The organism is Symbioplanes lichenis (genome assembly GCF_030709675.1).
Lineage (GTDB): Bacteria > Actinomycetota > Actinomycetes > Mycobacteriales > Micromonosporaceae > Actinoplanes > Actinoplanes lichenis.
Genome location: NZ_JAUZQD010000014.1, coordinates 125,437 through 145,180, shown reverse-complemented (window position 1 = coordinate 145,180; position 19,744 = coordinate 125,437). Strand labels below are relative to the sequence as shown.

The following is a 19,744-nucleotide window of genomic DNA, read 5'->3' as shown; positions in this document are numbered from 1 at the left end:
GCACCGGATGCCGGCCGTCACGGCAGCCGGTCCACATACTCGACGCCCAGGTCCTTCAGCAGCGGGCGCAGCCCGTACATGTCGACGCCGAGCGTGCCGGCCGCCAGCTGCTTGCGCTTGTCGTCCTCGGTGGCCAGTCGCTTCGCCGCGGCCTCGGCCACTTGCGGGGCGACAGGGACCGGGATCACGCAGACGCCGTCGTCGTCGGCGACCATGACGTCCCCGGGCCCCACAAGCTGACCGGCGGCGACGACCGGCACGTTGACCGAGCCGGGGCTGGCCTTGACCGTGCCCTGGGCGTGCACGGCTCGCGACCAGACCGGGAAGCTCATCGCGCGCAGGGCGGCGAGGTCGCGTACCCCCGCATCGATCACCAGCGCGACCACCCCGTGGGCGCGCAGCGAGGTCGCCAGCAGCTCGCCGAACATGCCGTCGGTCGACGGCGACGTGGTGGTCACGACCAGCACGTCGCCGGGGCGGCAGACCTCGACGGCCGCGTGGATCATCAGATTGTCGCCGGGGTGGCACGACACGGTGATCGCCGAGCCGGCGACGGCCGCGCCGGACTGCCGCGCCGCGACCGGCGGGCCGAGCAGCCCGGTCCGGCCCGCGGCCTCGTGCACGGTGGCCACGCCCGCCTCTCCCAGCGCGGCGACGACCGCGGGGTCGGCCCGGTCCACGTGACGCACGACGTAATGCGATGCCATGTCAGCAATGTGTACCGGCCATAAAGATCGTAATCAAGATTGCCTTCAATATTGTTGACAATCTGTGTAACGTCCCTCGCGTCGACCTCAGGAGGAGCCATGGCCCGTCGCCTCGTCGCCTTGTTCGCCACCCTGACCCTGGCCGTCGGCGCCTGCGGGGACTCCGGGACCACCGCGTCCGGCCAGACCAAGCTCACGATCGGCGTCATCCCGATCGTCGACGTCGCCCCGATCTACCTCGGTGTCCAGAAGGGCTTCTTCACCGAGCAGAAGCTCGAGGTCAAGCTCGAGACCGCCCAGGGCGGCGCCGCGATCGTCCCCGGCGTGGTCGCCGGGCAGTACCAGTTCGGCTTCAGCAACACCGTCTCGCTGCTGCTGGCCAACGCGCAAGGGCTGCCGCTCAAGGCGGTCGCCAACGGCGTGGCCTCCACGGGCGCGGAGGGCAAGGACTTCGGCGCGGTCATCGTCAAGAAGGACAGCCCGATCACGTCCGCGAAGGACCTCGCCGGCAAACGCGTGGCGGTCAACACCCTGCGCAACATCAACACGACCACGGTCAGCAGCGTCGTGCGCAAGGCGGGCGGCGACCCCAGCACGATCACGTACGTCGAACTGCCGTTCCCCGACATCGTCAGCGCGGTCGCCAAGGGGGACGTCGACGCCGGCCAGGTCGTCGAGCCGTTCCTGACCATCGCCGCCGGGCAGGGCGACAAGCAGATCACGTCCAACTACGCGGGTACGGCGCCGGGGCTGACCGTCGGCATGTACTTCACGTCCACGAAGTTCGCCCAGGAGAACGCCGCGGCGGTGGCCGGCTTCACGACGGCCATGAACAAGTCGCTGGAGTACGCGAGCGCGCACCCCGACGAGGCCCGGGCGGTGCTGACGACGTACACGAAGATCGATCCCGCCGTGCAGCAGAAGATGGTCCTGCCGAAGTGGCCGTCCGCGGTCGACAAGGCATCGGTGCAGGTCCTCGCCGACCTCGCGACCCAGGACGGCGTCCTCACCAAGCAGCCGGACCTGACCGCCCTGCTGCCGTGAGGCGCCCGCTGCTCGGCGTCGCCGGCCTGCTGATCCTCGTCGCCGTCGTGGAGCTGCTGCCCCGGCTCGGGCTGGTGGACACCCGGTTCCTGCCGCCCTTCAGCAGCATGGTGTCCGCGCTCGGCGACGAGGCCGGCACGGGCGGCTTCTGGACCGCCCTGGCCCAGACCCTGCGCGGCTGGGCGATCGGGCTGGCCGTCGCGGTGCTCGCGGGTGTCGCCGCCGGGATCGTCATCGGCGGCGTCCCCTTCCTGCGCGCGGTCACCGCCACGACGATCGAGTTCCTGCGCCCGATCCCGTCGGTCGCGCTGATCCCGCTGGTGGTGCTGCTCTACGGCAGCCGCCCGCAGTCCGCGCTGGTCCTGGTCGTCTACGCGGCGTTCTGGCAGGTGCTCGTCCAGGTGCTGTACGGCGTGGCCGACGTCGACCCCGTGGTCCGCGACACCGCCCGCTCGTTCCGCTTCTCGCGGTGGGCGGTCGTGCGCCGGGTCGTGTGGCCGACCGCGATGCCGTACGTCGTCACCGGCGTGCGCCTGGCCGCGGCGGTCGCCCTGATCCTGCAGATCACCGCCGAGCTGGTGATCGGCGTGCCGGGGCTGGGCCGCTCGATCGGGGTGGCGCAGAGCTCGGGCGCGGTCGCCGACACGTACGCGCTGGTGATCGTCGTCGGCCTGATCGGCGTCGCCGTCAACGCGTCGGCGCGGGCCGTCGAGCGGCGGGCGCTGCGCTGGCACACGTCCGTGCGGAGGGATTTGTGAAACGCATCGGCCTGCCCGTGGTTCTCGTGGCGCTGTGGTGGGCGGCGTCGGCGGGGAGCACCAGCTTCTTCTGGCCGCCGTTGCCGGCGATCGTCGCGGCCGTCCCGTCGACCTGGACCGGCGACTTCTGGCTGCACGACGTGGTGCCCAGTGTGGTGCGGCTCCTGATCGGCTTCTTCCTCGCGCTTTTCCTCGGCGTCGCGGCGGGTGTTGCCTTGGGGACATTTCGGACGGTGTTTTTCATGGCTGAACCCGTGCTCGAGTTCTTCCGGGCCCTCCCGCCGCCGGTGCTGATTCCGATCATCGCGCTTGTCGCCGGTTACACGGGCTGGACCGCCAAGGTCGTCACCATCACGCTGGGCTGCCTGTGGCCCGTGCTGCTCAACACCATCGAGGGCGTCCGGTCGGTGGACGAGGTCGCCCGCGAGACCGCCCGCAGCTATCACATCGCCCCGCTGAAAGTGATCGTCCCGAGCGCCGGCCCGCGCATCGCCACCGGCGCCCGCCAGGCGCTGTCCGTCGGCGTCATCCTGATGGTGATCAGCGAGCTCTTCGGGGCCAACCGCGGGCTCGGCGCCGCCGTCGTGCAGTTCCAGCGCGGCTTCGCCGTCCCGCAGATGTGGACCGGCATCATTCTGCTCGGCCTGCTCGGCGTGGCCCTCTCCGGGCTGTTCCAGCTGGTCGAACGGCACACCCTGGCGTGGTACCACGGCTGGCGCCGGGCGGAACGGGAAGGCTGACATGATCACTCTGGACGTCGCCGGGCTGGCCAAGACCTACACCGGTCCGGGCCGGTCCGTCGAGGCCGTCCGCGACCTGACCTTCCAGGTGCGCCGCGGCGAGCTCGTCTGCATCGTCGGCCCCTCGGGCGCCGGCAAGACCACGCTGCTGCGCTGCATCGCCGGCCTGCTCCCGGCCACGAGCGGCACCGTCACCCTCGAAGGCGCGACCGTCACCGGGCCGCCGCCCGGGATGGCCGTGGTGTTCCAGGACTACGGCCGGAGTTTGTTCCCGTGGCTGACCGTACGCGGGAACATCGAACTGCCCCTCAAGGAGAAGGGTCTCGCGCGCGCCGCCCGCCGGGCCGCCTGCGACGCCGCGCTGGCCGCCGTGGGCCTGGCCGACTCCGCCGAGGCCCACCCCTGGCAGCTCTCCGGCGGCATGCAGCAGCGCGTCGCCATCGCCCGGGCCGTCGCGTACGAGCCGTCGGTCCTGCTGATGGACGAGCCCTTCGCCGCCGTCGACGCCCAGACCCGCGCCGACCTCGAGGACCTGGTCCGCACCCTGTGGCGCGACCTCGGCGTCACCGTCCTGTTCGTCACCCACGACATCGACGAGTCGGTCTACCTGGCCCAGCGCGTGCTGGTCCTGTCCCACCGGCCGACCGTCATCCTCGAGGACGTGCCGATCGACCTGCCCGCCGAGCGCGACCAGCTGACCACCCGCGGGTCGGCGCGCTTCACGGAGCTGCGCGCCCACGTCTACGAGCTGGTCCAGCTGGCCAAGCGCGGCCACCGTCCCGAGTCGCCGGTCCGGACATGACAGCACCGGCACGCGGTCAGCCGACCTGGACGACGACCTTGCCGGTCACCGTGCCGGCGGCGGCCTCGGCGTGCAGGGCCGGCAGCTCGGCCAGCGGCACCCGGCGCGCGACCTCGATGCTCAACTCGCCCGCGTCCGCCAGCGCCACCAGCTGAGCGAGCTGCTCGCTGTCGCTGCGCACGAAGAGATTGATGCCGCGTACGCCCCGCCGCTCGTCCGACGGCGCGGGCATCCACACCGTCGTGTTCACCAGCACGCCACCGTCGCGGATCAGCGTGACCAGTGACGCCAGTCGTTCCGGCTCGACCGGCGCCAGGTTCAGCACCACGTCGACGGGCTCGCCCACCTCGGCGGCGTCGTGGCCCAGCACCTCGGCGGCGCCGGCCTCCGTGACGCGTGCGCTGCTGCGGGGGCCGGCCACGCCGATCACGTACGCCCCGGCGCGCTGGGCCAGCTGGACAGCGTAGTCACCGACCGCCCCACCGGCGCCGTTGATCAGCACCCGCTGCCCGGCCGCCACCTGGCCGTGCTCGAACAGCGCCTGCCACGCGGTCAGCCCGACGACGGGCAGCGCGGCGGCGTCGGCCAGCGGGACGCTCTTGGGCGCCCGGGTCAGCACCTCGGCCGGCGCGAGGACGTACTCCGCCGACGCCCCGGTCCCCGTCATCGGCAGGAAACCGATGACCTCGTCGCCGGTCGCGAACCCGGTGACGCCCTCGCCCAGCGCGTCGACCGTGCCCGCCACGTCGAGGCCCGGCGTGTGCGGCAGCTCGACCGGGATCGGGCCCCGCATGAACCCGGCCCGGATGTTGCCGTCGACACCGTTGAACGACGTGGCCGCCACCCGCACCCGGACCTGCCCGGCGGCGGGAACGGGCAGCTCCACGTCCTCCTGGCGCAGGACGGACGGGTCGCCGTACTCGTGGAATCGCACTGCCTTCATGGCTCTTCTCCTCCGCTTGTGCTTCGTTTTCGAAGCAACTACGGAGAAGGTAGCACCGCTACGAATTTGAAGCAAGTAACTCCTCGGAGCGCTCCCAGAGCCGGCGGGCGAGGTCCGCGTCCGAGGCCTGCGCGGCGGTCGTGGCCGGCCGGCGCTTCTCGTAGTAGCCGCCCGGCTGCCAGTCGGTGCCCGGCGCCGAGGTCGCGAGCCAGCACAGGGTGTCGGCGCCCTGGTCCGGCGTGGTGAGCAGGGCGCGCCGGGTCAGGGGGTTGGTGACGATGAACTTGTGGACGCGGCTCGTGGTGCCGGCGGCAAAGTTGCTGGCGATGTTGCCGGGGTGGAAGGCGGCGGCGGAGATGCCGTCGGCGTGGTGGCGGCGGTGGAGCTCCCGGGCGAAGAGGACGTTCTCCAGCTTGGTGGTGCTGTAGGCGGCGGCCACGTCGTACGAGCGCGCGAAGTTGAGGTCGTCGACGGCGAGCGGTCCGGCGCGCCGGGCGCTGCTGCTGGCGGTCTGCAGCACGACGCCGAGCTTGCCGAGCAGCGCGGTGGTGAGCAGGAACGGCGCCAGATGGTTGACCTGGAACGTCAGCTCGAAGCCGTCGGCCGTCAAGGTGCGCTCGCCGAAGATGCCGCCGGCGTTGTTGGCCAGGACGTCGATGCGGGGGTACGCGGCATCGAGCTCGGCGGCGAGTTCTCGCACCTCGCCGAGGCGGGTGAAGTCGGCGACGAAGTGGTCGGCGCCGAGCTCCCGGGCCACGGCCTGCGTCTTCCGGGGCGAGCGCCCGACGATGACGACCCGATGACCCTCGGCGTGCAGGCGACATCGTCGTCGGCAAGTTCGAGGCGAACCAGCCGTCCATGCTCGACGCGCTGCGCGACCGGCCGCCCGGCGAGCCGGTGTGGACGTCGCTGCGCCGGCTCTTCGACATCCTCGACTCCCCGCAGCCCCAGGCGGCGCTGCGCCCGGTGCACCGGATGGTGTTCGACAGCCCGAGCCTGCTGGCGACCTACCTGCAACGGCTGCAGCTCTTCCAGCACGACGTGGTCGCGGTGCTGCGGGCGCGCGCCGACCATCCGGCCCTCCCGGCCTGGACCGCCGCGGCCTTCGGGTGCCTGATCGCCGCCCAGCAGGCCTGGCTGGCGGACGCGGACGGCGAGGAGCCGCTGACCACCCACCTGGACCGCGCGATGGGCACGCTTCACCCCGTGGAGTGACAATGTTGATCGAGCAACATCGATAACGTCGGGTTCCGTGCCCACCGATTACGCGCTCTACATGCGCACCGACGAGCTCCTGGCGCTGCAACGCACCCCCGAGGAGTGGGTGCACCCCGACGAGCCGCTCTTCCAGATCACCCATCAGAGCACCGAGCTGTGGCTCAAGCTGGCCACCACGCAATTGCACCGGGCGGTCGAGGAGGCGGGTGCCGGGCGGGCCGGCCACGCCGAGCTGCTCGTGCGCCGCGCCGCGACGGTGCTGCGGCTGATCATCGGCCAGCTGGAGATCCTGCGGCACCTGACCCCGGCCGGCTTCGCCCGGTTGCGGCCCGCGCTGGGCTCCGGCTCCGGCGCGGAGTCGCCCGGGTGGCAGGGTCTGCGGCAGGCCGCGCGTGCCCTCGGCCGTACCTTCGATCTCCAGCTGGCCGCCGCCGGGCTGGACCTCACCGAGCTCTACCGCGGCGACCCGACCGACGGGCTCCACCGCCTCGCCGAGGCCATGGTCGAGCTGGACGAGCGCATCGCCCTCTGGCGCACCGAGCACTACAAGATCGCCACCCGGATAATCGGCCACGCCGTGCTCGGCACGCAGGGCACGCCGGTCGACACGCTCGCGCGGCTGATCGCGCACAAGCTCTTCCCGCGCCTCTGGGCGGTGCGCACCCAGATCACCGAGGCCGGGCGATGACTGCTGCTGCTGCCGTCCGCGCTTTCACTGCCTCCGGCGGCGATTTCCCGTACGGGCCGGTGCTCGACGAGTTTCTCCGGCACGGCAAGCACCACGTGCCGCCCGACCTCCTCGACGCCCTGGCCGGCTGCCCCTTCGACCCCGTCCTCGTCGACGTGCTCCTGGACAAGTTCGACAAGCGCTACGACTACCGCAGCTACCTGGCCCTCCCCCTGCTCGACCGGGCCGAGGGCGACCGCGACCGGCTCGTGGCCCTGCTGCTCGACGACGCGATCGCCTTCGAGGAGGCGCCCGGGTCCCGGCTGCCCGACCTGCGCCCGGCCGACACGGCCAAGCGCGTCCGGCACCTCCGGCGGGCTCGCCCCGCGCTGGACGTCACCCCCACCCCGGCGGAACGCCTGCTGCTGCGCTGCACGATGCTGCCGGTCGCCACCGTGCACGACGAGCACTTGTTCATCCGGGTGCTGCAGGCCTTCGAGCTCACCTTCGCCCAGATCGTCACCGACCTGTCGGCCTTCTCCCCCGAAGCCCTGCACCTCGCCGCCGACCGGCTGCGATCGCGCGGTCCCCTCTGGTCGGCGCTCGCCACGATGAGCGTCGAGGCGTTCCAGCGCTTCCGCCGCTACACCGAGGGGGCGAGCGCCATCCAGTCACGCCACTACAAGCTGATGGAGAGCCTGGCCCGCCGCCCCGACGCCGCCCGGCTGGCCTCCGAGGCGTACCTGTCGGTGCCGGAGGTCCGCGTCCGCGTCCTGGCCGGCGGCCCCACGATCGACGCCGTCCTCACCCCGGACCGCGCCACCCACGCGGCCATGACCGACTTCGCCGAAGCCCTCACCCAGTGGCGCCGCACCCACTACCGCGTCGCCGTCCGCATGCTGGGCCCGGACCGCCCCGGCACCGGCTACACCGCCGGCCCGTCCTATCTGGCCGAGGCGCGCGCGATCCCCGTCTTCACCGGCTGCCCGTTCCGCGAGTGAGCGGCTGACCTCTTCCCCGGCAGCTCGTCCCGGACGCGAACCGGGCCACCACTCGGTGAGCGGTGGCCCGTCGGCCGGTGGCGCGGGCCGGTCAGGCGGTGGCGATCGCCACGAGCGCGGCCGTGTTGTTGGTGCGATCGGCGTCCGGCGCCGGCGATCCGTCGTACAGGCTGGTCACGACCTTGACCGAGCCGGTCGACGTCCCCGGGTTGTCAAGGCGGAGCGTGAACGGGAAGGTCACCGTCTGGCCGACCTCGACGTCGTCGGAGAACTGGCAGTCGAACGTCGTGAACGGGTCGGTCGGCCAGCAGTGCTGGCTGTCGTACGAAAGGACCGTGACCCCGGACGGCACGACGACGTCGACCCGCGAAGGGAAGTCACGCGCGTAGTCGAGGCGGGCGGGGCCGTGGTTCGTGAAGCCGACGGCCGCGTCCACCACGTCACCGACTGCGCCTCGCACGGTGGCTCCGGTTGCTGCCTCGTCGGGGAGGTTCTCGCCGGTGATGTCGACGGTGATGACCGTGTAGTTGTCGAGCTCGTCGGGATCGGTCTGGGCACCGGCTGCGCGCCTCGCCGGTGCGACCTTCTCGACCAGGTGCAGCGGGGCGCCCGTACCGAAGCTGGTCTCGGGGTTGCGTTGCAGGAACTCCTCCCTCAGCTTGACCGCGTCGGTGGTGGCCAGCCACTGGGTGCCGCTGCGGTACTGCGACGGCGCCGGGGCGTCCGGGCGGATCTTCAGGGGGATGCCCTCGGCCGGGACGTACTGCTTGCCCGGCTCCAGCACCTCGGTGAAGTCGCAGAAGAACTCGTGGTCCGCGTAGAGGCAGTTGCTGAACGTGCGCTCGTAGGACAGGTTGACCGAGCCGCTGCCGCCGGCGAGCACCACGCCGCGGGCAGGGTTGGGGCCGTTGTTCGTCACACCGGGCGCGATGGTGGCCGTCCCACCGGGCGCACCGGCGGTCGTCAGCTCGGGCTCGGCGGTCAGCCCGACCTCCTCGGCGAGCGTCACCCGGGCGGTGCCCGTGGCGTCGCCGACCGAGTAGCGGATCGTGCCGCTGTCACCCGCCTGCGCGCCGGCGGTGGAGCGTACGGTCAAAATCGCGAGACCCGCGTACGAATGCGCGTCCACCGTGGTCCCCGGATAGCTGCAGACCAGCGCCGACCCGTCGCCGGTGCAGTCGGACCCGCCGTCCAGGACGGCCTTGCCGCGCAGGTCGCCGGCGTCGGCGGTCAGCCGCACCGAGGGCAGCACGATCGGCTCGTCGCCGGTGTTGACCAGCGTGACGAAGCTGCGCGCCCCGGCGGGTCCGATCGCGACGGTGACGTCGTTGAGGTCGAGCGACAAGCCCGGAGCGGGCGCCGCCTGAGCCGCCGCGGCGGGCGCGAGCAGCAGCAGAGACGTGGCGAGCAGAGCAGTGGAACCAAGGCGTGAAGGCACGCTGATCCTCCCCCGTGTCAGATCGACCGACATCATATTGTTTGACTCTCGATCAAGTCGAGGCCCCAGACTCCTGGGCATGACAACACTCGAGGAGTTACGCCCGGCCCTGCGGGCGGCGTGGGGACGGGACACCTGTGATCCGCATGACCTTGACGACTGGACGCCCCGGAATCCGGCGCGCGGGCAGTGCGGGGTGACCGCTCTGGTCGTCCAGGATCTGCTGGGGGGTGAATTGGTCCTGGCCGAGGTGCACGTGGCCGGGGTCAAGGTCGGGCATCACTACTGGAACCGGTTGCCCGGGGGCCGGGAGATCGACTTCACTGCTGATCAGTTCCGGACGGAGGAGCGAGTGGTCGGCGGAGCGGTGCAGTCCCGGCCGGCCGGGCCGCCGGGGCGGTGCCGGGAGCAGTACGAGCTGCTCCGGGGGCGCTTGATCGAGCGGGGCATCATGTCGGCATGATCCTGGTGCGCCAGTTGCCGACGCCCAGCGCGTGGGCCCTCTGGTTCGTGGTGGCCGTGCCGATGCCGCTTCTGGTCAACGCGGCCACCCATCCGCTGGAGACGTTCCCGCACGCCCACGAGCTGTTTCTGTGGACCGTGGTGTCGCTGCCCGTGCTCGCGGCGCTGGTCCGCGCGCGCTCGTGGCCGGGCGCTCTCGTCGCGGGCGCGGTGACCGGCGCGCTGGCTTTGCTGATCATCATCGGTCTGTCGCGGTGGGTCGCGCCCTTGGACCAACAGGCCGGCTTCCGGGTGTACGCGGCCCTGCCGCTCGCCCTCCTCGGCGCGGCCGCCGGTCACGGGCTCCGCCGGCTGTTCCATGGCCCGGCCGGCCCGCCCCGGCGCTGGCGTTATGTCGCGGGCGGCGTCCTGGCGCTGCTGGGCATGATCGTCGTGCCCTCCGTGATTGAGATCGCCGCCCGCAACAGCACCGATTCCCCGGCCGGCGCCCCCGCCCCGCCGTCCGGCACCCTGGCGGCGGGGCGCTGGGCCGTGCACCGGCACGACGCGGCGGAGGGCGGCGCGGCGGGCTGCGAGATCGACGGCCGGGCCGTCGGCACGCTCGCGGTGCCGGTCGACTACAGCATCGACGCCACCGCCGACGTGTGGGTGGGCACGGTCACGATCGACACACCCGGCGAGTACGACCTCAGCTGCCCGTTCGACTTCAGCGCCCGCCCCGTCGACACCCGGGGCGCCGTGTCCTTCCTGGTCAGCTGGCCGCTGCTGCTGCTCTGGCTGCTCGGCGCCACGCCCGGGCTCGTGGTGCTCGGGGAGACGTACGCTCGACAGCGCCGGTCACAATGAGCTGGTGCGACTGATCCTCAACGTCCTCTGGTTCGTCTTCGGCAGCGGCTTCCTCCTGGCCATCGGCTACGGCATCGCCGCCCTGATCTGCTTCGCCCTCATCGTCACGATCCCCTTCGGCGTCGCGGCGATGCGGCTCGCCGTCTACTCGCTGTGGCCCTTCGGGCGCACGGTGGTGGCCCGCCCGGGCGCCGGGGTCGCCTCCGGCCTCGCCAACATCGTCTGGGTCGTCGTCGCCGGCTGGTGGCTCGCCCTCACCCACATCGCCACGGGCATCGCCCAGTGCGTGACCATCATCGGCATCCCCTTCGGCATCGCCAACTTCAAGCTGGTCCCGGTCGCCTTCTGGCCCCTGGGCCGCGAGGTCGTCGACCTCCCCTGACCGATCAGGTCCGACGGCGCCGGCGGACGACGGCCCGGCCGCCCTTCGCCGGGGCGTAGGCGACGCCGCGGTTGAACAGCCGCTCCCCCGGCTCGGTCGTCGGCAGCAGCTCGAACTCGTCCAGCACCGTCCGCAGCACCACGTCCATCTCCATCGTGGCGAAGGCGGCCCCGAGACAGCGCCGGGTGCCGCCGCCGAAGGGGATCCAGGTGTACGTGTCCGGGGCGGCCCCGGCGAAGCGGTCCGGATCGAATCGGGCCGCGTCCGGGAAGATCCGGTCGTCACTGTGGACGAGACTGATCGCGGCGACCACCGTATGCCCGCGCGGGATGACCCAGTCGCCGATGGGCAGGGTCTCGGCCTTGACGCGGCGGCTGGTCAGGTCGATGACCGGGCGGGTGCGCTGCACCTCGACGAGTGTGGCCGCGCGGAAGACCGGGTCGGCCAGCCGTTCGAGCACCGCCGGATGCCGGCGTACCCGCTCGAAGGCCCACGCCAACTGGGTCGCCGTCGTCTCGTGCCCGGCGGCGAGCAGGGTCAGCAGCTGATCCGCGATGTCGCCGTCGGCCATGGGACTGCCGTCGTCATAACGGGCGAGCAGCATGAGCGCCAGCACGTCGCGCCGGCCGGCGAGGTCCGGATCGGCGCGCCCGCGGGCGATCAGAGTGCTGATCACGGCGTCGAATTCCCGCCGGTACGCCTCGAAGCGCCGCCACGGGTTCCACCGCCCCAGCCGGTGGCCGTCGCCGGGCAGCAGCATGAGCCGCGACCCGTACGTGATCATGGGTGGCAGCAGGCGCCGCAGCGTGCCGAGCTCCGCCCCCGCCGCACCGAACACCGCGCGCAGAATGGCGTTCAGCGTGATCCGCATCATCGACGGCAACGTCGGAAACGCCCGCCCCTCGGGCCAGCCCGCCACCTCCCGCCGCGTCTCCTCGGCGATGATCTCCTCGTAGTCCCGCATCCGCCGCCCGTGGAACGGCGGCACGAGCAGTTTGCGCTGGCGCTTGTGCTCCTCCCCGTCCAGCTCGAAGAACGACCGGCGGCCCAGCACCCGGCCCAGGTTCGGCTCGACGGTCGTGAGCAGCTCGGGACTGGTCGTGAACAGCTGCCGGATCAGCATCGGGTCACCCAGGTGCACACAGGGGCCGCTCAACGGCATGTCGAGGCTGAACACCGGCCCGTACCGCCGGCGCAGCCCGGCCAGCACCCGCGGCCGCATCGTCAGCAACGGCACCGCCAGCACCGCCCGCGGCACCCGCGGCCCGGGCGGCAGCCGCACGCCCGCGGGCTCGGCATCGACAGACATCGGCACGACCCTCCGGCAGGCGACTCGTACCGACGATTATCGATCGTCCCCGGTCTCGGCGGAATGCCGTTTCAGGCCGCGGTGCCGCGCGGGACGAAGCTCACGCTGAGATTGACGTCAAGCGCCGTCGCCAGGCGCTCCAACACCGGAAGCGTAGGCACGGTGCCGCCGGCTTCGAAGCGGGCAATGGCCGACTGTGTCATGCGGGCCGCCTTCGCCAGCTGGGTCTGGCTCCAGCCCCGGCCCTCGCGCAGCTCCCGCACGGCGGCGCCGAGCTCGAAGGCGAGCCGCGCCGCCTCGTACGCCTCCGCCGCCCCGGGCTCCGCCAGGCGCCGATCCCGCATCACAGCCCAGTCACCACGCTCGTTCATGGCTCCCCCTCATCCGTCGCCTCATGCGCCTCGGTCACGCAACGCGTCAGCGCCCGGCGGGCGCGATCGACTTCCGACCCCTCCCGCATACGCATCTTTCGGAACACCGTCAGCAAGATGATCCGTCGGCCGCTGGCGATCCAGTAAGTAACTCTGATCGTCTGCCGATCCAGATGAAATCTCAGCTCGCGCAGCTTGCCATCCAGCTGTTTTGTGTAGGGCTCACCAAGCAACGGCCCCCGCTCCGCCAGCAGTTCGATATAGAACGCCGCCCTCGCGAACTCCGCCGTCGACAGGCCTGCCAGCCATTTCTCCACCTCCGGCTCGAGTTCGACCATACCCCAGGTCATAGCAGCGATGCTATGCCCCGGAGGGCGGACCGAGCCAATCGATCAAACGGGGTCGGTGCGGAGTCGGGCGTGGAGGTGCATGTCGTGGCGGCCGTCGGCGTGGACGGCGTCGCTGCGTTTGGTGCCTTCGAGGCGGAAGCCGGCCTTGGTGGCGACGCGGCAGGACGCCTCGTTGTGGGTGGAGTGGTTCAGGTGGAGACGGTGGAAGCCGGCGCCGAAGGCCCAGGACGCGAGCGCGGTCAGGGCGCGCGGGGCCACCCCCGCGCCGCGGGCGGCCGGCAGCACCCAGTACGCGATCCCGCCCACGCCGTCGTCGAGGTCGACGCTGTTCAGGGCCATGCGCCCGAGCACCTCGCCGTCCCGGGTCACGGCCCAGCTGACCCCCGTCTCCGTCTGCCAGCTGCGGCGATAGCCGGCGAACCACTCGCGGACCTCGTCCTCCGACTCCGGCTGGCGGGTGTGCCATCGGCTGATCGCCGGATCCCGGTACGCCCCGAGGAACACGCCGGCGTCGATGTCCTGCCACGGGCGCAGCAGCAGCCCGCCCGGCGCCGGAAGCTCGGGCTGCGGTCCCGTCGCCAGCGAGCCGGCGGGGATGGTCGGCGGCGTGACCAGGGCCCGTCTCATGACTGTCCTCGCCATCCCGCCGGGTCGACGTGGCCGGGAATGACGGCCGGCGGATCGTACGGCCGGCGGGTCAGGACGAAGCTGCCCAGGTCGAGGTGCGTCACCTGGCCGGCGTCGTCGCGGACGGCCCGCAGGGTCTCGCCGTGGTAGTAGCCGCTCAGCCCGATCCACGTGTCGGGGCCGGTCGGGCGCAGCTTGGCGCCGCGGCCGCCGCCCCGGAGCCCGCCCAGCTCCAGGAGCCCGCCGGGCCGGACTTTCAGCAGGAGCGGGGCGGGACCCCAGTACCAGGGGCCGGCCAGCGCCAGCAGCTCCGGGTCCAGCTCCGGCAGCGGCTGCCACGGCGCCGGGATGCGCGGCTCGCGGTCGGCGACGATGGTGAGCAGCTCCGCCGCGAGGCCGCCCACGGACAGCCCGGCGGTGGTGTTGGCGAGCACGACGACGGCCAGGTCCTCCTCCGGACTGGTCCAGACCGTCGACACGAAGCCGGGCATCGAGCCGGTGTGCCCCGACAGCAGCCGGTCCTGGTGGCGCAGGAGCTGGGTGCCGTAGCCGTAGCCGGAGTTCCAGCTGATCGCCTCGGGCGGGCACGCGGGCTCGCGCATCTCGGCGACGGAGTCCGCGGACAGCACCCGGTCGTCGCCGTGCAGCAGGAACGTGGCGAAGCGGCCCAGGTCGGCGATCGTCGACCACAGCTGCCCGGCCGGCGCGAGCAGCTCGGCGTCCTCGGCGGGCTCGGGCAGCAGCACGTCGGCCCACGGATGCACCGCCCAGCCGTGCGCGTGCGGAGCCTGCGGCATGAGCGACGTCCGGGTCAGGCCCAGCGGCTCCAGCACGTCCCGGCGCAGCACGTCGAACCACGGCTCGCCGTGCAGCCGGCCGACCAGCGCGCCCAGGAGGCCGTACCCGGCATTGCTGTAGTGAAAGCGCCGCCCGGCCGGGTGCTTGCGCGGGTCCGCGCCCAGGATGTCGGCGATCTCGGGCCGCACCGCGCCCGGCGAGCGCTCCCACCACGGCGCCGGCGTCTCGGCCGCGAGGCCGGAGGTGTGCGCGAGCAGCTCCCCGACGGTGACGTCACCCGCCGCGGTGCCGGGCAGGTGCCGCTCCAGCGGGTCGGTGAGCGCCAGCCGGCCGGCGTCGCGCAGGCGCAGCACGAGTACGGCCACGAACGTCTTGCTGATCGACCCGATCCGATACTGCACGTCGTTGCCGGGCGTCACGCCGTCGACCGAGCCCCACCCCTGCGTCCACACCGGCCGCCCGCCGCGCAGGATCGCCGCCACGACCGACGGCGCCCGCCCCTCCACCTGCCCGGTGGCAAGCCGATGCAGCAGGGCGCGACGGGTTTCGGGGAGAAGATCGATTTCGCTCACCCGCCGAACCTACAGCGTCACGGAAACGGTTTCTCGTCCGGCAGGTGATAGACGACCAGGGTCTGCTCGGGGCGCTCGGCGACGTGGAAGGCGGCGTGCGCCACGGTGATCACGCCCAGCCGCGGGTGGCGGAAGCGCTTGTGGCCCGCGTGGCTGAACTGGATGTCGTAGTGCGGCCACCACTCGCGGACCTCGGGGCTCGCGGCGGTCAGCTCCGCCACGAGGGCGGTCACGCGGGGGTGGCCCTGGTGCCGGCCCGCGATCGCGCGCAGCCGGGCGAGGATGCCGCGGGCCTCCTGCTCCCAGTCGACCAGCACCTCGCGGGCGGTGGGCTCGGTGAACATCCAGCGGACCACGTTGCCGCCCGGCTCGACGCTGCGGAAGAGCTCCAGCGCGGCGTCGTTGATCGCCAGCAGGTCGTAGCAGATGCCGGTGACATAGGCGGGATGGTCGCCGAAGAGCGCCGGGACGCCCGCGACCTCCGGCGCCGCCTGCTCGCCCGGGTCCTCGGGGGCGGCGGACCCGGCGGCGAGGCGGCGCAGGTGCTCCTGCTCGGCCGCGGTCAGGCGGAGGGCCCGGGCCAGGGCGTCGAGCACCTGGGCCGAGGGGCGGACGCCGCGGCCCTGCTCGAGATAGGTGAGCCAGGTGGCACTGATGCCGGCCAGCAGGGCCAGCTCCTCGCGGCGCAGCCCGGGCGTGCGGCGGCGGCCGGTGACGGGCAGGCCCGCGTCGGCGGGACCGATCCGCTCACGCCGGCTGCGCAGGAAGGCCCCCAGCTCGGTGCTCATCATAGGACCTCCGGTACCAGAATAAAAGCGCCCTGGATACCAGCTTAGACGCAAGTCAGACTCGACGCATGAGAGCTTGGACTGTGGCTTCGGCCGACGATGGTGTACGTGTCTCCGAGGTGCCCGCCCCGGCGCTGCGCGGTGGTGGTGTGCTGGTGGAGGTGCTGGCCGCGCACCTGCCCGCGTACACGAAGGTGGTGGTGAGCGGGAACCGCGGTGGCCTCCCCCTGCCGCTGACCCTGGGCCCGTCCTGTCTCGGGCGGGTGATCGACGTCGCGCCCGACGTGTTCCACGTGGCGCCGGGCGACATCGTGCTCGACACGGCGCTGCTCGACGCGGGTGACGGCGACGAGATCCTGGTGGGGTGGGTCGGGCTGGGCGGCTCCGGGGCGGGCAGCGAGCGTACGGATCGCATGCGCGCGGTCTGGCACGACGGCGTCTTCGCGGAGCGGGCCCTGTGCGCCAAGGAGACATTGGTCAAGCTGCCCGGTGCGGAGCATCACCCGGATCCCGCGCGCCTGTCGTTCCTGCCGTGGCTGTGCATCGCCGCCTCGGGCCTGCACGCCGCGGGCCCGCTCGCCGGCCGCGACGTCGCCGTCATCGGCGCCACGGGTCAGCTCGGCGGCGCGGCGGTGCTGATGGCGCTCGCGGAGGGCGCGGCGACGGTGACGGCGGTGGGCCGCAACAAGGAGGCGCTCGACCGGCTCGGTGAGCTCGGCCCCCGCGTTCGCACCCACCGGCTGAGCGGCGACCGCACGACCGACGCGGCGGCGATCGGCCCGGTGGACATTGTCCTCGACGCGCTGGGCGCCACCCCCACGGCGGACGCGACCATGGCCGGCTACGACAGCCTGCGGGGGCGCGGCACGCTGGTGCTGGTGGGCGGCGTGCGACAAGACCTGACCATCCCGTACGGGGACCTGATGCACCGGCGCCTCACCGTGCGCGGCTCGTGGATGAGCGACGACCGGACCGTCACCACGGTGTGGAACCTGATCCGATCCGGGGCGCTCGACCTGTCCACGGTGGACGTGCACACCGTCGGCCTCGACGACCCGGCGGCCGCCCTCGACCTGGCCGAGCGTACGACGGGCCTGGGGTTCGTGGCCCTTGTCCCGTGATCGTCACTGCGCGACGCCGGCCAGCAGCCACCGCTCGACGGGGATCTCCATCAGCACGCGCACGCCCTCTCGCTCGTTCGAGACGGTGATGTCCCAGTCGTACTTCGCCTTGAACCGTGCGACGAGGTCCGGCGAGTCATGAAAGACGAACCACACCGGGGTCAGGTGCGGGCTCCCGTCGCCCCTCAGCGTGCACAGCCAGGCCAGCGGCTCCCGCTCCAGCCGCGCGGCAACCTCGGGATCAAGCCGGTCGGACATCTCCCCCGCCCTCCGACAGATACGCGAGCCAGCGATGCCCCGGATGCACACGAGCGAGCAGGTCCGCCAAGGTCGCACGCTGGCCCGGGGTGGCGTCCTCCCAGATGCGGCCGCTGTCGACCGTGTCGAAGCTGTATCCCGCGAAACGGCTGCGGATGCCGGGAAAGCCCGCGGCGGGGATCGCGATCTCGATGTCCCCGTGCGAGCGGGTCTGCCTGCCCCGGAAGAGATCCAACGCCCAGCCCGCCGCCACGCACCAGGGCGTCGCCACGCCGGCGAGGTGGTGGGCGACCTGGTCCGGGGCCCAGCAGGACGACCACCGGCCGGGGAGGGCGTCGATCTCCGCCGGCGAAAGCTGATGACCACTCACCGCACGATGTTATCGACTCGTGAGCACGTCGACGATGTGCTCGGCGATGGCCAGGCTCGAGGTGGCGGCCGGCGAAGGGGCGTTGCGGACGGCGGTGATCGGGCCGCTGCGCTGGATGCGGAAGTCGTCGACCAGGCTGCCGTCGCGGTCGAGGGCCTGGGCGCGCACCCCGGCGCCGGCGCGGACGACGTCGGCGGCGCCGATGGACGGGACGTAACGGCGGGCGGCCTTCATGTAGGCGTGCTTGGACATGGATCCGTACATCTCGCGGACGCCGGTCTTCCAGTGGCGGGCGGCCATGCGCCAGGTGCCGGGCCAGGCGGTGATGGCGGAGAGGTCGGCCACGGAGACGTCGCGGCGGCGGTAGCCCTCGCGGGCCGTGGCGAGCACGGCGTTGGGGCCGACCTCGACCGTGCCGTCGACGCGGCGGGTGAAGTGGACGCCGAGGAAGGGGTAGCGCGGGTCGGGCACGGGATAGATCAGCCCGCGGACCAGGGCGGTCTTCTCCGGGACGACCCGCATGTACTCGCCGCGGAACGGGATGATCCGCGGCGCGGCGGCGAAGCCGGCCAGCCCCGAGACGGTGTCGCTGCCCAGGCCCGCGCAGATGACGAGCTGGTCGACGGTGACGCTGTCGTCCGGGGAGCCGACGCGGAGGCCCGTACGCCCGGAGGTGATGGAGGTGACCGGAAAGCCGAAGCGCACCTCGCCCCCGGCGGCGGTCACGTCCTCGGCGAAGCACTCGGCCACCCGCACGTAGTCGGTGATGGCGGTGCGGGGCGAATGCAGCGCGGCCAGCCCGGTGGCGTGCGGCTCGATCTCGCGGATGCCCGCGGCGTCCAGCCGGCGCAGGCCCGGGACGGCGTTCTCGCCCGCGCGGGCGGCCAGCGCGTCCAGGCGTACGACATCATCGGGCGTGACCGCGACGACCAGCTTGCCGCACTCGTCGTAGGGGATGTCCCGCTCGGCGCAGTAGTCGCGCAGCAGCGCGCCGCCGCGGGTGCACAGCCGCGCCTTGAGGCTGCCGGGCTGGTAGTAGATGCCCGCGTGCACGACCCCGGAGTTGTGGCCGGTCTGGTGGACGGCGACGCGGTCCTCCTTCTCGACCACGACGACGCGGACGCCGGGGCGGCGGCGGGTCAGCTCGCGCGCGACGGCCAGCCCGACGATGCCGGCGCCGACGATGCCGATGACGTTGTCAGCCACGTCCGCACCCTACGACACCGCGCGCTCACGGCGGCGGAATCGACCCGGGGCTATGCCGAACTCGCGCCGGAAGGCGGCGGCGAAGCTGAATTCGGTGGCGTAGCCGAGCCGTGCGGCGATGGCGGCCAGCGGCAGCTCGGTGTAACGCAACAGCTGGGCGCCCTGATCGAGGCGCCGCTTGAGCAGGTACGCGCCGGGCGGCTCGCCGATCGCGGCGGTGAACCGGCGCGCGAACACCGCGCGGGACAGGCCGGCGACCCCGCTCAGCTGGGCGGCGGTCCAGGCTTTGTGCGGATCATCGCGTACGGCCCGCAGCGCCCGCGCGATCGGCGGGTCGACCGTCTCGCCGTCGCCGGGCCGGACGCGCAGCAGGTGGACGAGCAGCAGGTCGACGACGGCGGGCAGGGCGATGTCGCGGCCGGGCCCGTCCCCGGCGGCGTGCTCGACCAGCAGGTCGGCCACGGCTCGCAGCGCCGGGTCACCCTGCTCGTCGAGGTTGACCGTGACGGCTTCCGGCAGCCCGCGGAACGACTCGTGCACGCGCCCGCGATCGAGGTGATAACAGCAGGAGACCACTTCGATGTCGTACGGGCCGGAGTGCGGCAGGCGCGTCTCGACCGGCGGCATGCCGCTCAGCGGCGCCGGGGCGTGGCTGAAACCGTGCGGCGGCCCGAACGGCAGGAACACGACGTCGCCGGGCTTCGTCGGCACCGGCGCTCGCCGCCCGGTGCTCAGCCACGGCGCGCCCCGGCGGACGATGTGCAGCGCGGAGCCGTTGATCTCGGGGAACCGCGTGGACCACTCCCCCGCGAACCGGTTGCGCGTCGCCACGGCCCGCCCGGCGCGCGTGGTGGCGACCGCTTCGGTGATCTTGTCCACCGGTCGGATGGTACTTCGGCGACAAAGTCGTATGGAACCGGCGCCGCCGGAGCATGGCCCCGCTGCCGCACTCTGGTGTTGAGTGAG

The 19,744-nt window shown here is 72.6% G+C and carries 25 protein-coding genes; 11 read left to right on the top strand and 14 right to left on the bottom strand.

Translation table 11 applies throughout. The features are described from left to right. Positions 1–17: 17 nt before the first annotated feature. A complete protein-coding gene (locus tag RAN62_RS30450; RefSeq protein ID WP_305788253.1) occupies positions 18–707 on the bottom strand; it encodes a 4-carboxy-4-hydroxy-2-oxoadipate aldolase/oxaloacetate decarboxylase in 690 nt (229 codons plus the stop codon). Positions 708–806: 99 nt separating this feature from the next. Here RAN62_RS30450 and RAN62_RS30445 point away from each other — a divergent pair, with 99 nt between their 5' ends. Genes RAN62_RS30445 through RAN62_RS30430 form a run of 4 tightly spaced genes read left to right on the top strand, consistent with a single transcriptional unit; the run spans position 807 to position 4,051 of the window. After that, positions 807–1,751, top strand: coding sequence for an ABC transporter substrate-binding protein (locus RAN62_RS30445; RefSeq protein WP_305788252.1), 945 nt, complete (start codon positions 807–809; stop codon positions 1,749–1,751). Beyond that, a complete protein-coding gene (locus RAN62_RS30440) occupies positions 1,748–2,509 on the top strand; it encodes an ABC transporter permease (RefSeq protein WP_305788251.1) in 762 nt (253 codons plus the stop codon). The genes RAN62_RS30445 and RAN62_RS30440 overlap by 4 nt, the downstream gene beginning before the upstream one ends. After that, complete coding sequence (locus tag RAN62_RS30435; RefSeq protein ID WP_305788250.1) at positions 2,506–3,249, top strand: ABC transporter permease; 744 nt, start codon at positions 2,506–2,508, stop codon at positions 3,247–3,249. The genes RAN62_RS30440 and RAN62_RS30435 overlap by 4 nt, the downstream gene beginning before the upstream one ends. Position 3,250: 1 nt before the next feature. Next, complete coding sequence (locus RAN62_RS30430; RefSeq protein ID WP_305788249.1) at positions 3,251–4,051, top strand: ABC transporter ATP-binding protein; 801 nt, start codon at positions 3,251–3,253, stop codon at positions 4,049–4,051. 16 nt (positions 4,052–4,067) lie between these two features. Here the strand turns inward: RAN62_RS30430 and RAN62_RS30425 are convergent, their stop codons facing one another. After that, positions 4,068–4,994, bottom strand: a complete 927-nt coding sequence (locus tag RAN62_RS30425) for an NADP-dependent oxidoreductase (protein WP_305788248.1) — start codon at positions 4,992–4,994, stop codon at positions 4,068–4,070. A 58-nt stretch (positions 4,995–5,052) separates the two neighbouring features. Beyond that, the gene (locus RAN62_RS30420; protein WP_305788408.1) at positions 5,053–5,811 is read right to left on the bottom strand and encodes an SDR family NAD(P)-dependent oxidoreductase; all 759 of its coding nucleotides are present in this window, start codon (positions 5,809–5,811) and stop codon (positions 5,053–5,055) included. A 41-nt stretch (positions 5,812–5,852) separates the two neighbouring features. On the opposite strand from RAN62_RS30420, the gene RAN62_RS30415 reads away from it, so the two are divergent. Genes RAN62_RS30415 through RAN62_RS30405 form a run of 3 tightly spaced genes read left to right on the top strand, consistent with a single transcriptional unit; the run spans position 5,853 to position 7,880 of the window. Beyond that, the gene (locus tag RAN62_RS30415) at positions 5,853–6,209 is read left to right on the top strand and encodes an acyl-CoA-like ligand-binding transcription factor (RefSeq protein ID WP_305788413.1); all 357 of its coding nucleotides are present in this window, start codon (positions 5,853–5,855) and stop codon (positions 6,207–6,209) included. 22 nt (positions 6,210–6,231) lie between these two features. Beyond that, positions 6,232–6,900 (top strand): tryptophan 2,3-dioxygenase family protein, encoded by a 669-nt coding sequence (locus RAN62_RS30410; protein ID WP_305788407.1) that lies wholly within the window; start codon positions 6,232–6,234, stop codon positions 6,898–6,900. Further along, positions 6,897–7,880: a tryptophan 2,3-dioxygenase gene (locus RAN62_RS30405; RefSeq protein WP_305788247.1), complete on the top strand. Its 984-nt coding sequence runs from the start codon at positions 6,897–6,899 to the stop codon at positions 7,878–7,880. The genes RAN62_RS30410 and RAN62_RS30405 overlap by 4 nt, the downstream gene beginning before the upstream one ends. Positions 7,881–7,971: 91 nt before the next feature. On the opposite strand, the gene RAN62_RS30400 is transcribed toward RAN62_RS30405, so the two are convergent. Then, positions 7,972–9,318: a hypothetical protein gene (locus tag RAN62_RS30400; protein ID WP_305788246.1), complete on the bottom strand. Its 1,347-nt coding sequence runs from the start codon at positions 9,316–9,318 to the stop codon at positions 7,972–7,974. Positions 9,319–9,397: 79 nt separating this feature from the next. Here RAN62_RS30400 and RAN62_RS30395 point away from each other — a divergent pair, with 79 nt between their 5' ends. Genes RAN62_RS30395 through RAN62_RS30385 form a run of 3 tightly spaced genes read left to right on the top strand, consistent with a single transcriptional unit; the run spans position 9,398 to position 11,008 of the window. Beyond that, positions 9,398–9,781: a YunG family protein gene (locus tag RAN62_RS30395; protein WP_305788245.1), complete on the top strand. Its 384-nt coding sequence runs from the start codon at positions 9,398–9,400 to the stop codon at positions 9,779–9,781. After that, on the top strand, positions 9,778–10,626 hold the full coding sequence (locus tag RAN62_RS30390; protein ID WP_305788244.1) for a hypothetical protein: 849 nt from the start codon (positions 9,778–9,780) through the stop codon (positions 10,624–10,626). The genes RAN62_RS30395 and RAN62_RS30390 overlap by 4 nt, the downstream gene beginning before the upstream one ends. Position 10,627: 1 nt before the next feature. Next, a complete protein-coding gene (locus tag RAN62_RS30385) occupies positions 10,628–11,008 on the top strand; it encodes a YccF domain-containing protein (RefSeq protein ID WP_305788406.1) in 381 nt (126 codons plus the stop codon). Positions 11,009–11,012: 4 nt separating this feature from the next. Here the strand turns inward: RAN62_RS30385 and RAN62_RS30380 are convergent, their stop codons facing one another. The 6 genes from RAN62_RS30380 to RAN62_RS30355 all read right to left on the bottom strand — a co-directional run bounded on the left by RAN62_RS30380 (position 11,013) and on the right by RAN62_RS30355 (position 15,823). Further along, entirely contained in the window at positions 11,013–12,317 is a 1,305-nt protein-coding gene (locus tag RAN62_RS30380) for a cytochrome P450 (protein ID WP_305788243.1), read from the bottom strand. Positions 12,318–12,388: 71 nt separating this feature from the next. Continuing rightward, entirely contained in the window at positions 12,389–12,688 is a 300-nt protein-coding gene (locus RAN62_RS30375) for a helix-turn-helix domain-containing protein (protein WP_305788242.1), read from the bottom strand. Further along, complete coding sequence (locus RAN62_RS30370) at positions 12,685–13,038, bottom strand: type II toxin-antitoxin system RelE/ParE family toxin (RefSeq protein WP_305788241.1); 354 nt, start codon at positions 13,036–13,038, stop codon at positions 12,685–12,687. Before RAN62_RS30370 ends, RAN62_RS30375 begins: the two co-directional genes overlap by 4 nt. A 42-nt stretch (positions 13,039–13,080) precedes the next feature. Beyond that, entirely contained in the window at positions 13,081–13,665 is a 585-nt protein-coding gene (locus tag RAN62_RS30365; protein ID WP_305788240.1) for a GNAT family N-acetyltransferase, read from the bottom strand. Beyond that, on the bottom strand, positions 13,662–15,035 hold the full coding sequence (locus tag RAN62_RS30360) for a serine hydrolase domain-containing protein (protein ID WP_305788239.1): 1,374 nt from the start codon (positions 15,033–15,035) through the stop codon (positions 13,662–13,664). Before RAN62_RS30360 ends, RAN62_RS30365 begins: the two co-directional genes overlap by 4 nt. Positions 15,036–15,052: 17 nt before the next feature. Next, the gene (locus tag RAN62_RS30355; protein WP_305788238.1) at positions 15,053–15,823 is read right to left on the bottom strand and encodes a helix-turn-helix transcriptional regulator; all 771 of its coding nucleotides are present in this window, start codon (positions 15,821–15,823) and stop codon (positions 15,053–15,055) included. Between the two features lie 68 nt (positions 15,824–15,891). On the opposite strand from RAN62_RS30355, the gene RAN62_RS30350 reads away from it, so the two are divergent. After that, positions 15,892–16,944, top strand: coding sequence for a zinc-binding dehydrogenase (locus tag RAN62_RS30350; RefSeq protein ID WP_305788237.1), 1,053 nt, complete (start codon positions 15,892–15,894; stop codon positions 16,942–16,944). Between the two features lie 3 nt (positions 16,945–16,947). Here RAN62_RS30350 and RAN62_RS30345 read toward each other — a convergent pair whose 3' ends face one another. From RAN62_RS30345 to RAN62_RS30330, 4 genes are read right to left on the bottom strand one after another with little or no spacing between them, the layout of a single operon-like run. Continuing rightward, positions 16,948–17,202 carry a pyridoxamine 5'-phosphate oxidase family protein gene (locus tag RAN62_RS30345; RefSeq protein WP_305788236.1) on the bottom strand — a complete coding sequence of 85 codons (255 nt, stop codon included), beginning with the start codon at positions 17,200–17,202 and terminating at the stop codon, positions 16,948–16,950. Next, on the bottom strand, positions 17,186–17,572 hold the full coding sequence (locus RAN62_RS30340) for a nucleotidyltransferase domain-containing protein (RefSeq protein ID WP_305788235.1): 387 nt from the start codon (positions 17,570–17,572) through the stop codon (positions 17,186–17,188). Before RAN62_RS30340 ends, RAN62_RS30345 begins: the two co-directional genes overlap by 17 nt. 9 nt (positions 17,573–17,581) lie before the next feature. Next, positions 17,582–18,778 carry an L-2-hydroxyglutarate dehydrogenase gene (gene lhgD / locus RAN62_RS30335; protein WP_305788234.1) on the bottom strand — a complete coding sequence of 399 codons (1,197 nt, stop codon included), beginning with the start codon at positions 18,776–18,778 and terminating at the stop codon, positions 17,582–17,584. A 9-nt stretch (positions 18,779–18,787) separates the two neighbouring features. Continuing rightward, positions 18,788–19,657 carry an AraC family transcriptional regulator gene (locus RAN62_RS30330; RefSeq protein WP_305788233.1) on the bottom strand — a complete coding sequence of 290 codons (870 nt, stop codon included), beginning with the start codon at positions 19,655–19,657 and terminating at the stop codon, positions 18,788–18,790. Between the last annotated feature and the right edge of the window lie 87 nt (positions 19,658–19,744).